The organism is Sedimentibacter sp. zth1, assembly GCF_017352195.1.
GTDB lineage: Bacteria > Bacillota > Clostridia > Tissierellales > Sedimentibacteraceae > UBA1535.
Window position 1 is genome coordinate 2,212,376 of record NZ_CP071445.1, and the last position, 14,933, is coordinate 2,227,308.

General features: G+C 25.7%; 9 protein-coding genes. 4 read left to right on the forward strand and 5 right to left on the reverse strand.

Going from position 1 to position 14,933, the window contains the following annotated elements:
* Positions 1 to 190 precede the first annotated feature (190 nt).
* Both murF and JYG23_RS10725 read left to right on the forward strand, forming a co-directional pair.
* A complete protein-coding gene (murF, locus tag JYG23_RS10720; protein WP_207235669.1) occupies positions 191 to 1,567 on the forward strand; it encodes a UDP-N-acetylmuramoyl-tripeptide--D-alanyl-D-alanine ligase in 1,377 nt (458 codons plus the stop codon).
* Between the two features lie 13 nt (positions 1,568 to 1,580).
* The gene (locus JYG23_RS10725; protein ID WP_207235670.1) at positions 1,581 to 2,645 is read left to right on the forward strand and encodes a D-alanine--D-alanine ligase family protein; all 1,065 of its coding nucleotides are present in this window, start codon (positions 1,581 to 1,583) and stop codon (positions 2,643 to 2,645) included.
* A gap of 46 nt (positions 2,646 to 2,691) precedes the next feature.
* Here JYG23_RS10725 and JYG23_RS10730 read toward each other — a convergent pair whose 3' ends face one another.
* Positions 2,692 to 3,501, reverse strand: coding sequence for a helix-turn-helix domain-containing protein (locus tag JYG23_RS10730; RefSeq protein WP_207235671.1), 810 nt, complete (start codon positions 3,499 to 3,501; stop codon positions 2,692 to 2,694).
* Positions 3,502 to 3,629: 128 nt separating this feature from the next.
* Complete coding sequence (locus JYG23_RS10735) at positions 3,630 to 4,643, reverse strand: DUF2804 domain-containing protein (RefSeq protein ID WP_207235672.1); 1,014 nt, start codon at positions 4,641 to 4,643, stop codon at positions 3,630 to 3,632.
* Between the two features lie 204 nt (positions 4,644 to 4,847).
* On the opposite strand from JYG23_RS10735, the gene JYG23_RS10740 reads away from it, so the two are divergent.
* Both JYG23_RS10740 and JYG23_RS10745 read left to right on the forward strand, forming a co-directional pair.
* The gene (locus tag JYG23_RS10740; protein ID WP_207235673.1) at positions 4,848 to 6,386 is read left to right on the forward strand and encodes a polysaccharide biosynthesis protein; all 1,539 of its coding nucleotides are present in this window, start codon (positions 4,848 to 4,850) and stop codon (positions 6,384 to 6,386) included.
* A 74-nt stretch (positions 6,387 to 6,460) separates the two neighbouring features.
* A complete protein-coding gene (locus JYG23_RS10745) occupies positions 6,461 to 6,853 on the forward strand; it encodes a hypothetical protein (RefSeq protein WP_207235674.1) in 393 nt (130 codons plus the stop codon).
* A 45-nt stretch (positions 6,854 to 6,898) separates the two neighbouring features.
* Here the strand turns inward: JYG23_RS10745 and JYG23_RS10750 are convergent, their stop codons facing one another.
* From JYG23_RS10750 to JYG23_RS10760, 3 genes are read right to left on the reverse strand one after another with little or no spacing between them, the layout of a single operon-like run.
* Positions 6,899 to 8,032 (reverse strand): glycosyl hydrolase family 18 protein, encoded by a 1,134-nt coding sequence (locus tag JYG23_RS10750; RefSeq protein WP_207235675.1) that lies wholly within the window; start codon positions 8,030 to 8,032, stop codon positions 6,899 to 6,901.
* Between the two features lie 14 nt (positions 8,033 to 8,046).
* A complete protein-coding gene (locus JYG23_RS10755) occupies positions 8,047 to 12,246 on the reverse strand; it encodes a hypothetical protein (RefSeq protein WP_207235676.1) in 4,200 nt (1,399 codons plus the stop codon).
* A 57-nt stretch (positions 12,247 to 12,303) separates the two neighbouring features.
* Entirely contained in the window at positions 12,304 to 14,826 is a 2,523-nt protein-coding gene (locus JYG23_RS10760; protein ID WP_207235677.1) for a heavy metal translocating P-type ATPase, read from the reverse strand.
* Positions 14,827 to 14,933: the final 107 nt, after the last annotated feature.

Consider the following 14,933-nt stretch of genomic DNA (forward strand, 5'->3'; position numbering starts at 1 on the left):
TCCTCCTAATTTATATTTACTATCATATTATACAAATATTCTTAATGTTTAATTAATAAATATTTTATTTAACAAAAATATATACTTTACCTTATTATTGTATAGTGATATTATATAAGTTGCAAGGAAAAACTAATATTATATAATCAAAGATTTCTAAAATAATCTTTGAATTACAGGAGATAAACATATGATTACAAAAAATTTAGAAACAATAGCTTCTATGCTAAATGTTTCTGTTTTAGATAATAAATTTATTGATGTTATGGTGTCTGGTATTTGTATAGATTCAAGAAAAGTTAAACAAGGAAATTTATTTATACCTATAGTTGGTGCTAATCAAAATGGACATAAATATGTAAATAACGCAATTGAGAACAAAGCAGTTGCTACACTTTGGAATAAGGATGAACCAAATCCTCCAACTAACATCGGAGTAATCTTAGTTGACGATACGCTGGTTGCAATGCAACAACTTGCCACTACATATAGAAGTCAGTTAAAAACAAGTATAATTGGAGTAGCTGGAAGCAACGGCAAGACATCTACAAAAGATATACTCGCCGGCATGCTTTCAACGAAATTTAAAACACAAAAAACAATGGGCAATCACAATAATGAATTGGGTGTTCCAATAACACTTTTAAACTTATATGATGATTGTGAAGTTGCAGTAGTTGAAATGGGTATGGAAAAGAAAGGTGAACTATTATTTTTAAAGGATATGGTAAAGCCTGATCATGCTATATTAACAAATGTAGGCTTAGCTCATTTGGAAAATTTTGATTCTTTAGAAGAGCTAGCTGAAGCGAAGGCTGAAATAGCTGATTGTATAAATGATAATGGATTATTTATTTATAATGGTGATGATAAACTCATAAATAATGCACTTGAAAACAAACAACTAAACAAAACGCTAAAAATTAAAACATTTGGTTTTAATGATAAAAATAATATTTACTATAAAAACATAAAACAAAGCGAAACAGGTATTACTTTTGAAACTGATGGAGAGGTAAAAGATAGTTTTGGTATTAATATGTTAGGTAAACATCAAGCTTTAAATGCAATAGCTGCAATGTTAGCAGCTAAGGAATATAAATTAACAACTACACAAATAAAAGACGGGCTTAATAATATTGAAAAAACAGGCTTAAGAAATGAATTATTAAAAGTAAATAAATGTACAATATTAAATGATACTTATAAATCTAATCCAAATAGCGTATTGGCAGCGTTAGATACCTTTGAAGAAATTAAATCACCAGTGAAAGTTGTTGTTTTAGGTGATATGCTTGGTTTAGGTAAAAAAGAAGAAGAACTACACTATGAAATAGGCTCTAAACTCTCTAATTATACTGTAGATGAATTAGTAACTTATGGTGAGTTAGGAAAGTTTATTGCAAACGGAGCAAAAAACATAGTAAAAAATATAAAATCTTTTGACGATAAAAACTTAATGACTAATTATCTAAGCAAATATTTAAATATTGACAGTTCAATGGTTATTAAAGCATCAAGGAGCTTAGAATTAGACGAAGTTGTAGATAAATTAAAATCTTTATAAAGGTGGCATTTTTATGAAAAAAACTAAATTAGCTGTGATTTTTGGTGGTAAATCAAGCGAATACTTGATATCATTACATTCAGCAGCATCAGCAATTAAAAACATTCCAAATGACAAGTTTGATGTAACATTAATAGGTATAACAAGTGAAGGCAAATGGCTATACTTCCCAGGAAGTATTGAAGAAATAGATAACAACACATGGTTTGAAAATCCTAACTGTTGTGAAATGATTTTAAGTCCTGATGCAGTATTAAAAGGATTTATAAAATTAAATAATGATAAAACATTTGATAAAGTTGAAATAGACTGTGTATTTCCTATTTTACACGGTAAACACGGAGAAGATGGAACAATACAAGGTTTATGTGAATTATATGGCATTCCCTTCGTAGGATGCGACATGCTTTCATCAGCTCTTTGTATGGATAAAGAATTTACTCATATAGTTTGTAATAGTAAAAATATAAAAATGGCACCTTACATGGCTGTCGTTAACGAAAAAAACTTAGACTTAAAAGATACATATAAAAAAGTTTTAGAAAACCTATCATTACCTATATTTATAAAACCTGCGAATGCTGGTTCTTCTTATGGAATAAGCAAAATAAGGAACTATGATGAATTTGAAAAAGGTATGAATTTTGCTTTTGATCATGATAGAAAGGTTATTTTAGAATCAACAATAGAAGGCTTCGAAATAGGCTGTGCTGTTCTTGGAAATGGAGAAATTTTAATTGGTGAAGTTGATGAAATTGAAATGTATAAAGATTTCTTTGACTATAATGAAAAATATCACTCAACTACATCAAAAATACATTGTCCTGCTCGTATAAGTGATGAGTTAAAGCTAGAAGCAAAAGAAACCGCAAAATGCATATATAAAGCTTTAGAATGTAGTGGAATGGCCAGAATTGATATGTTCTTAACTCCTACTAATGAAATCATTCTAAACGAAGTTAATACTATACCAGGACTTACTAGTGTAAGTAGATATCCATCTATGGTTAAGGTTGGATTAAATATGGGATATACAGAGTTAATAATAGAGCTTGTTAACTTAGCAATGAATAGATAATATTTTTTAAAGCGTTCTAATTATAATAATTAGAACGCTTTTTTTACTAAAAGCCACTTAATGTTTTATCTCTATTTATTGATTCATTTAATTTTTCAAATAATTCATCGTATTTTAAACAAGTTTTATCAAGCTTTATGCATCCTACTCTCATAGATAAAGGAGTTTGAAAATTTTTATATTCTATAAGTTTTTCATTTTGAGAAACTATACTTTTAGCTAATTCTTTAGCTTTTTCAATATTATCGTAACCTGTTACCAATGTGAATTCATCTCCACCTATTCTGAACAAAATCATTTGTTCTGTAGATTTTTCATCTATTCTTCTCAAGGCTTCAATAATAGCTTTATCTCCTAACTCTCTGCTTATGTTATTTATTAAGTCCATACCTTTGATATCAAATAATAAAATATATGTGCCCTTTTTTAATTTTAATTCTTCATACAACTGTGTAATATCAAATTTTTTACATGGCATATCAACCATACCTCCATTATAATTAAACTCTAACTTAGGAAAAAGACATGTGAATTTCCACTTTTCTCTATAAACTGAAGGAGTTTCTCTCCATACTTTAGAAAATGCCCTCGTAAAAACTTCCGGTGATTTGTATTGATACTTCAAAGAAATATTCAAAATACTCTCGTTTGTTTCAACAAGTTCTTTTGCAGCATATGTTAATCTTCTTTTGGTTATATACTCTTTTAAACTTATATTAAATACATATTTAAAAACCTTTTGTAAATTTGATAATGAACAAAAACATTTTTTGGCTATGTTTTTTTGTATTATTTCATTACAAAGATTATCTTCTATGTAGTTAATAGCATCTGTGAGAATATAAAAATTTTTCAATATTTACTCCTCCAATTATTTCAAATAACGTTATTATAATTATAATAACATCTATATATAAATACGTCTTGATTATTTGAGTAAAAAAACAATAAAAGATTTGACCTTTTAAATCAAATCTCTCTTTTTTATTTATTATGCTTTAATACAAATCCGGTAAATTCTTGTATGTTTAAAATAGTACCATCATTCATTATAATTTCGCCATTAAATGTTCCAAATACCATGTGTTTATTTAATAACCTATCTTCATCAAAACAATCAATGTTTGGTTTAAAAACTAAGTTTACTGTTTTTTCTTCATTATTTAATATCCAAGAATTATTCATATTACTTTTTATATGTTTCTTTTTTAAAATTAATTCTACTTTTGATAGCTTGTGTATATATCCATCATAAAAAATTGCATTTTCTATATCTTTATCATTATTCTTAATATCACAACCTATATTAAAACCAAATAACTTTCCATCTATATATCCTGATGCAGTAAAATTGTAATAATTATTATTTGAATAATTTACACCTCTGCTCCAATGCAAAGTAGCACAAGAATTATCTGGTTTAAGTATGTATTCTTTATTTTGAAATCTTACTATGCCATGGGCCTTCATACAATTAATATTGTTTTTTATCACAAAGAGTTTTTCATTATTTTTCACTGTTTCTGTTGTTACTACAAATTCACTTGGTTCTTCAATAACCGATATATCTGCATCTATTGGTTTATCATTATGAAAATCATCTAAGTGGCATAATATTCTTCTAGAATTTCCTGTGTTTTTTATAATTATTGTATAATTTTTTTCTTTGACGTTTATGTCACCTTCATTTGGAGATAATGGCATTTGAACTTCATTTTTAGAGTTTGTCCTTTTTAATTCAATCTTCCTTATCCATGGATTCGCTAAATCTATTAATGCAACTGAATCTATACCCGTTTTTGAAATATTAGAAACTGATATTATAAAGGCATAGAAGTGATTATATACCACATATAAATCTTCTTCCTTTAATTTAGACTTACTTATTTTACAGCTATCCTTGTTGTAGTCAAAATTAAAGTCTTTAAAAAAGCCAATTTTAGTTAATTCACCATTATTATTGATAAGTTTTTCCCTTTGCAATACGTCATCCTGCATAGCACTACCCCCATTTATAAACAATTTGTTAACTTATATAAAGTATAAAATAATTATATATATAAATCAAGTGATTAAAATATTTATTTATATTCTATAAACTTATAAGTTCTTATTCAAAACATAAGCCCGATTGTTCTAATGATTTTTAATTTTCATATATTATAATACCAGATATGTTCAACAAGTAAAGGAGAAACCTAAATGAAAAACAATATAATTACAGGTACTATAATTCTTACTATAGCAACAGTTTTTATTCGCCTTATGGGTTTTATTTTCCGAATATACCTAGCTAATACTATTGGTGCCGAAGGTATTGGTTTATATCAACTTATTTTGTCCTTCTATATACTTACTATTACTCTAGCAACTTCAGGAATAAGCATAGCTGTATCAAGAATAACTGCAGAAGAAATAGCTAAAAACAAATTGCAAAATGTTAGTAAAACATTAAAAGTGTCTATAATAATATGCCTAATAAGTAGTGGTATATCAACTTTAATACTATTATTTGGAGCGAAAACTGTCAGCATATATGTCATTAAGGATATAAGAGCTATCTATCCATTAATTTATCTTGCTCCCAGTTTACCATTTTTAGCATTTTCATCTTGTTTTAGAGGTTACTTTTTTGCTACAAAAAATGTTTCTAAACCTTCAAGTGCACAATTTTTAGAGCAAATTATTAGAATATTTGTAACCATTAGTTTGTTAAAAAATATTGATACTAGTGATATTGCTAAAGCTTGTAGTACTGCTACTATTGGTATGACTGTTGGAGAAATTATTTCATTTTTTTATATATATTTTTTATATTTATTCGACAAAAAATATAAAGCAAAGTCAAAGAATTGTGATAAGCTACTGGGTAGAATTTTAACCATTAGTATTCCTGTAGCAGGTACATCTTATCTAAATTCTGTTTTACGCCTATTAGAAAATGCCTTGATTCCAATTAAACTAATTCAGTACGGAATGACTTACTCTTCTGCAATTAGCATATATGGAATTTTAAAGGGAATGGTATTACCCGTTTTATTTTTTCCGACATCTTTTTTAACATCTCTTGCTACTATGCTATTACCGTCTATTTCAAGCGCAAATGCAAAGAAAAACAATGCTCATATAACTAAAACTGTCTCTAAGGTGCTCCACTTTACACTTACTATAGGCCTTTTTTTAGTAGGAATATTTGTTGTATTTTCTTTTCAAATTGGAAACATATTATATCATAATAATAAAGTTGGACTTTTACTAAAAACATTATCTTTTATATGCCCATTTATGTACACAAATATGATTTCTATTACTATATTAAATGCTTTAGGTCACCAACTTAGTTCATTTAAAATAAATATTCTAGAATCTATTATTAAAATTACTGTCATACTTTTGTTTATGCCTACTTATGGATTTAATGCTTATTTATTTGTATTATTATTTACAACAGTATTAAATACAATATTATATTTGTATAAGCTATTGAAAGTATCATATATTATATTTGATATTTCTAATTGGATTATAAAGCCAACTATGTCCGCATTAATTTCCGGGATCATAAGTAAAATAATATATACTTCTTTACTAAATTTTATTTTTTCACCTGTTGTAGCACTTTTATTGTCTATATTTTGTTTATTTATCACATATTTTGCATTTCTTATTGCATTTAAAAGTATTTCTATTCAAGATATAAATTTATTTTTATCCTCACTAAAAAGAAATAAACAAAATTAAGGCAAAATTAATATTTTGTGATATACTATATATTAATTAATTAATAATTTTTAACGTAAAAGGTAGGGACTTAAATGAATTGGTTTAGAAACTTTTTTATAGGCAGATACGGTATTGACCAACTAAATATTACATTACTTATTTTTTCTATTGTTTTAACTTTTTTATCAAGTGTAACTCATTTTAAATTATTACTTACAATTTCTTATATACCTTTAATTTATTGTATTTTTAGAATGTTTTCTAAAAACAGTAGTGCTAGGATTCGAGAAAATCAGGTATTTAACAAATATTTTAATCCTATATATTCATGGTGCAAAAATGAAATTAGAGTTATCTTTGGTACAAAAACACATAAATATTTTAGATGCCCCAACTGTAAACAAACAGTTAGAGTTCCAAAGGGAGTAGGCAAAGTGAATGTTATTTGCCCTAAGTGTAAAACTAAATTTACTAAAATTACGTAATAAAAAAATCCAACAGAATATAAAATATTTTGTTGGATTTTTTTATTATATATCTCTTTTTGTATTGTAGGTATTTTCGAGAACAGTCCAATTTTGTGGAAATGGATTCATTATATTCCAGTAAAATACTCCTCCCAAATCATACTTATCCACTAATTCAAGCTTTGAATTAATACTCCTTGCATCCTCGAACCAAACCTCATGTTGGTCTTCATTCTCATCGTAATATCTAAAATAAGGGGATTGTGCTTTTTCGTCAAATTCAATTTCAGCTCCATATTTTTTAGCTATTTCAATAGCCTCTGTATTAGATATAACCTTGGCACGAGTTTCTGGCTTAAACGGTATATTCCAATCATATCCGTAGTTTGGAATTCCTAAAATAATTTTTTCATTCTCAATTTGAGTAATTGCATAATCTAAAACTTTTTCAATTTTATCTATTGGAGCTACTGCCATTGGCTCTCCAGCAATATATCCCCACTCGTATGTCATAAGTAAAACATTATCCACAATATCCCCAACTGTAGCATAATCGTGTGCTTCATAAAGTATACCTTTTTGTTCACTGCTTTCCTTAGGAGCTAATGCTGCAGTCAGTATATATCCCTCTGAACGCAAAACTGTAGCTAATTTATTTAGAAAATTTTCATACTCTTCTTCGTCTTCAGGATATATGTATTCAAAATCTACATCTACGCCTCCATATCCTTTTTCCTTGACGACATTCAAAATATTTTGTATAACAATATCTTGAAGTTCTTCATTATTTAGTATATTACTTAATTTTTCACTATTGAATTCATCATTTTCATCAAGATTAGTAATTACCATAATTGGTACAGTATCAAAATTTACTGCACTTTTTATTAAATATTCATCATCTAAATTTGACAACGAACCATCAGAATTAATTGTATAACTAAAATTATATAAAGCTGTTAAATATGGCAATGCTGATGCTAATGCATTATCATTAATATTTGGATATGCATAACCAAAAACGTTTATTGATTCCTTATTTTCATTTTTTTCTTTATCAATTATTAAAACTTGGCCTATTATTAATTCATTTGGATTTATAAGCCCATTATCCTTTATAATTTCTAATGGTTTTACACAATATATTTTAGATAATTTGTAAACTGTGTCACCAGGTCTTACAACATGAAAAATCATAGCTATCCCTCCTACTAGTTAATTATATTAACTAGGGATAAAAAGATACCAATGTATTTATTTATTCCATAACTAGCTCCATAAAGAGCTGAAGAAATTGTACTTTTTTTAGTTATTTTATCAAATATCTTAAATAATTCTTTATATTTTTTTGAATCTATATTTAAGATTTCTGTTTGTATAAGTTTACTCACATCTATACTCTTAAATATTTCAGGTAAATCTTTTTCTAAATCTATTATCAACCCATCTACTATTTGAGCTACAAAATACTCTATAATATCTTTCGGAATACAATTAGCAATATTTTCTTTAAAATCATTATGTAAAATTTTAATATATAATTCATCTAAATAACTTTTGAATTTTTCGCTATTTATGTATTTATCATAAATAAGATTTGTGCTCTTTTTAAACTCTTTCATGTCTATGATTGTATCAATATAGTCTATATCTTCAAGATATTCGTAACAACAATTTAAAAAACTCTTTACTCCTAAGTATACTAAATCATTTTTATTTATAATATTTCTCATATTTTCATTAAATATATTTGAGCTTTCTGTAGGCAATTTTTTAAATAAATTATTTAATGTTAATGTATCTAAAATTTGATTTATAATAATATTCAATAACGGGCTACACTTACTTGCAATAACATGTTTATTTTCCATTACATTTAAATATATAAATTTATTTATATAATTTATTTCACTACTGTATTGCATAAACATATTGTTTACACTATCAAGACTAAATAATTTTAATACATCTCTTAAATTTATATTAATTGCACCTTGATTAAGCTCGTTAAAAAATATGAATGATTTGTTTTTTATAATACATTTGCTATCATTGTCAAACATCATTGCATTTAATTCATTTGAAATTATATTTTTATCTATAGAAATATCTAAATTGCTCAGTTCTACATCATATATATCATTTAAAAAATCTTTTGATATATCATAAAACTGTTCAAAATTATTTCTAATAAAATTCGGCATTTTTAAATTTATTATGTCTAGTAGGACATTATGAAATAACTTCTCTCCTTCCATAGAGTTAAATGTAGCTTTTTCTCTTATACTTAAACTACTCAATAATTTAGCCCTTACTTTAACTTCTATGTCATTTTCTACATTTTCTTTTAAATAATGCTCGAAGCTACTAATTATATCTCTAAAATATTTATACATCATACCATTTAATATAACTTTGGATTTTCTACCTAAAACACTTGATAGCAATGTACTTTTCATCATTTCACCGTTTAGAATACTGTGTATTTTTTCTGTACACCTTTCAACTCTATCTTTATCAAAAAATCCAGTATACACATTATTAAATATATCCATTTGAATTTTATCAAGCTCTTTAGTAGAAATGATATCTACAATTGGTCTATTTATATTCTCAATATAATTTTTTTCATACATTTTAGCAGCAGATTTTAATAATGATGTGTCTGTTAAAAAACTAAAAATACTAGAAAAACTATCGTTAAAATATTTATTTGCATCCTTTTTTATATTTTTCATAAATTCTTTTGGTATACAATTATATAATTTCAATTCTGATTTAAAATATTTTTCAATATAGTTAAGCAAAATTTTCAAAGTGTTTTCATTTTTAGTTAATTTTTCAGAAATATAATCCATAGTATCCCTATTTAATATATGTTTTATAGGTATATTAGAAGTATCTTTAACTAAGCTTTGAATAATTTGTTCCTTATCATTTGAAAGAAAACTAATTGTTTTATCAGTTGCTGTTTTAGATAAATATTTATCATTGCCTAAAATTAAATTGAAAATTCTATCATAATTATTATTAGTTATTGACTCATATATACTTTTTTTTATTTCTACACTTTCTCTTTTTACGGTATTGCCTATTTCTTTTTTATTAACTTTACTGTTTTTTATAATATCTAATATATATTCAGCAAAATTATGTTTTTTTTGCAATAAGTAATCTTCTGTTAAATTTCTAAATATAGGTATTTTTTTTAAAATACTGTTTTCTACATGTGCTTTTGGCAACAAACCATGAACAAGTCCATTTGTTGCAACACCTATTAATGAGCAAGTTATTATGCCTTGCCATGATACTGTATTAGAAATTAGTGACTGATTAAATATATTATAATTTATCAAAGATGTACCAGCGCCTAAAGTAGCCCCAAATATTGCGCTTGTATTTCTATTTGAGCTATTGTTTAATAAACTAACATCTTCCAAAAATCTAACAAAATTTTCATCTTCTAAATTATTAAGATAGCTTTTTATACTAATTGTAAAATACTTGACTATAATTGACGATATACTATTACCCACAATATCTTTTATAAATGAGCTTGTAGTTGACTGTACATCTGGTGCATTATTAATAAAATCAATAATTTCACTAATATTTTTGTTACCAATATTATCTATTGCATTTATATTATTTTTATTTAAATTTTGGTTAACTTTCTGTCCCTTATTAATGGATATTGAGTTTTTGGAATTACCAAAAATATCAACCAATGCATCTATATTTTTATTATTTATACTTTTTTTGAAATTATTAACTAATGCATACTTAATGTTATTTTTATGTTTTTTTATGTCATCAATTATAACTTGCATAAAGCTATCCATAAAATCTTGTATTGTACTTTTAGTAAATACTTGTCCTATAGTCTGGTTAAATTTATTGAATAGTTTTCCTGTACTATTAGATATAAGACTTTTTATAAAACTTTTAGAATAAAATGTATTGCTCTCAATAAAATCTATATACACATATTTAAAGCTATTTGATATTAAATTTTCTATATCAATACTTATAGTTTCTCCCATAGATTTATTTAACATAGTATCTACTATATTAAAAATAAAATCTTTTTCGTCTTTTATAAATTTTTTAGCAATATTATAAAACATATCTTTATTTATAATGTTCTTTTCTTCTAAAAGATCAATTATGTTATTAACACTAACTTTCTTTAAATAATCATCAATTTCTTCACAAATAAAATTAACTATTTTATCAACATTGTCATTGTTATCATTTACAAACTCTATAAACAACTTACTTATTGATTTTTGACCATATCTTACATCTTTAAAATATTTTTTTATAGATAATCCCATTTTTTTATTTATTTCATTATTGCCTGTTATATTTTCATTTACCGCTTCATCAATTAGAGCATTTATTTTTACATTGTTATTATAAAGCCACTTTGTACATGAATAACCAACATTATTTATTTTTTTATTTACATATTTTTTTATAGTAACTCCATAGCTTTTATTAACTAAATCGTATAAGTTTATATTTTTAATTTTAATGTATTGTATAATATCATAGTATAAATTTTCAAAAAACAAACAAGCCATATCTGTATCTAAATATTTTTGTAAATAGTTTATTGTTTTTTTGTGTATTTCTTCATCAGTTAAATTTAAATATTTTCTTAATGGCTTTTTAAATATATTTTGCTTTATTTTTTCAAAAATACCATTAGCATTGGATAAAGACAAAATATCTTTACAATATGTATCAATTTCATCAATTATATTATTTTTTAATGAATTAATGTACTCGTCTGTACCTTCTTCAGTATTTAACTTAATTCTATTTATTAATTCTTTTGGTATTACATCACAAATTTTATAATTACAAATAGCATCAGAGATATCTGATGCTATTTGTTCACAATAATTTGTATTATTCAATGTTAATATTATATTTTCAATTATTTTACTACATATTTCTTCAAGTTGATTGTCATTTATGACATCCGATATTTTTGTGTTTGATGAGATATAACTAACTAAATCATTCATATTATTTAGTATTATGTTATTTAAAATATCTTTATTATAAAAAAACAAATCATAAAACACAGGTAAATCCTTTAATCTTAAATCTTTAATTTCAGAAAATAAATATTTTTCTAAAAAATCTTTAGCAAATATTTTAAATTCACTTTCAAAATCATTATCTACCATATTCAAGGATATTTTTTCTGAATTAAATATGTTCTTTTCCATTAAACTAGATATATTTTTTATAAATTCAATTTTAGAGGTTTGAATTTCTCCCCCTATTTTAAATTTATTAAACAATGAATATTGCTTATACATTCTATTATTTAAATGTTTGTTTGTAAAATAACCAGTTGCTCCACATATAAAAGTATCTATTAAAATATCGTACATTTTACAATCCTCTGTTTTTTTATAATATATTATAACATTTTTGTAAAAAAATTTGTATTATTTTATTATATCATAACCAACTTCTATAATTGTATTTTCTAATATACTACTTTCTACATATTTATTAAGTGTAACTTTTGCTTCCTTTGTTTCTAAATTAACGCTAACTTTTTCAACTCCATCCACAGCACTCAATGCTTTTTCAACTCTTGATGAACAGTGTCCACAGCTCATTCCACCAACTAATATTATTTTTTCCATAGTCATTTCTCCTTGTGTATTTTTAACTTTATTATTTAATTTATTTGAATATTTGAACTTTGGTTTAAAAAATTTAAGTCTTAATGCATTTGAAACTACACAAACACTACTTAAACTCATTGCACCTCCCGCTAGCATTGGATTTAATTTTAATCCAAATGCTATATACAATACACCCGCAGCTATTGGAATTCCAATTATATTGTATATAAACGCCCAAAATAAATTTTCTTTAATGTTAATTATTACTGATTTACTAAGCTGTATAGCCTTTACTGCATCCATTAAATCACTTTTAACCAATATAATATCTGCTGATTCTATTGCTACATCAGTCCCAGCTCCTATTGCAATACCAACGTTTGCTCTAACTAAAGCAGGCGCATCATTTATACCATCACCAACCATTGCAACGCTTTTGCCTGAATCTTGTAACTTTCTTACTTGAAGTTCTTTTTCCTGTGGCAAAACGTCTGAAATAACTTCATTAACATCTATTTGTTTAGCAATAGCATTTGCAGTTAATTTATTATCCCCTGTTAGCATTACTACATTTATACCCATGTTTTTTAATTCTAATATTGCTTGTTTACTTGTAGGTTTTATAACATCTGCAACAGCTATGATACCTAAAATTTCCTTTTCGTCACAAACTGCCATTGGAGTTCTTCCCTCTTGAGATAGCCCTCTACTTATACTATCAAACTCACCTGTTTTTATACCTGTTTGCTCAACCAACTTCATATTTCCTATAAAAAATGTCTGATTGTTTATTTTTGCTTCTAACCCTAGTCCATGCAATGCTGTAAACTCTTGAATTTCTGTGAGTTCAATTTTGTTATCTTTTGCACAATTTACAATAGCATCCGCTAGTGGATGTTCAGACTTTTTCTCTATTGATGCTGCAAGCTGTAAAAGCTTATCTTTGTGTAATTTTGTAAATATATCTGTCACTACTGGTTTACCCATAGTTATTGTACCTGTTTTATCTAAAACTATTGTATCTATACTATGAGCTATTTCTAATGCCTCAGCTGATTTAATTAGTATTCCATTTTCTGCTCCTTTACCTGTACCAACCATTATAGCTGTTGGAGTTGCAAGTCCTAAAGCACAAGGACATGAAATTACAAGTACTGATATACCTATTGTCAACGCAAACTCAAATGAATAACCTAGTATTAACCAACTAATTGTTGCTATAAAAGCTATTGCTATAACTACCGGTACAAATACTCTGCTTATTTTATCAGCAAGCTTTGATATAGGAGCTTTAGAAGCACTTGCTTCTTCTACTAATTTTATTATTTGTGATAGTACAGTATCATTTCCAACTTTAGTTGCTTTAAATTTTATATAACCAGATTTATTTATACTCGCACCAATTACATTATCATTAATTGATTTTTCAACTGGTATGCTTTCTCCAGTAAGCATTGATTCATCAATTGATGTCTTTCCCTCAATTATAACGCCATCGGAAGGAACACTTTGACCTGGTTTTACTATTATTTCGTCACCAACAACCAAATCTTCAACAAGAATTTCTATTTCTTTACCATCTTTTATAACAGTAGCTTTTTTTGGTGATAAATTGATAAGTTTCTTTATAGCATCCGAAGTTTTTCCTTTTGCTCTTGCTTCAAAATATTTTCCTAGCGTTATTAATGTTAATACAACTGCCGCAGACTCAAAGTACAAATCCATAGCATAAGTCATAACTACATCTAAATCATTTCTTCCAAAAGCATATCCAATTTTATATATTGCATAGACTCCATAAAGCAAAGCAGCTGATGTTCCTATTGCAATTAAAGAATCCATATTAGGTGATTTTTTTATAAGTGTTTTAAATCCAACTCTATAATACTTATTGTTAATCATCACAACTGGTATACATAATATGAATTGTGTAAAAGCAAATATTAGAGCATTTTCAGTTCCCATAAATATAGCTGGTAGCGGCCAATTCATCATATGACCCATTGATAAATAAAATAAAGGAATAGAAAATATAAATGAAATAATTAATCTTTTCTTCATTTCTTTTAATTCATTTTTTGAAACATTACTTTCTTTTTTTTCTAAAGTGTTTTGCTTTATTGAATCTAGTGTGTATGCATCATATCCTGCATTTTCTACAGCATTTATAATATCTTCATTTTTAACTTTAGTTTCATCATATTTTACACTCATACTATTTGTTAATAGATTTACGTTAACATCCTCAACACCATTAATTTTTTTGACACCTCTATCAACAGCAGCTGAACAAGCTGAACAAGTCATACCTTTCAGATTAAATTTTTGTGATTTCATACTTCCTCTTTTCATATAATATAATATATTTTAGTATACAACACTGTAGATAGTTTAAAAAAACATATACTATACTATTTGGTTTTTATTGCTAATTAAAATTTTAC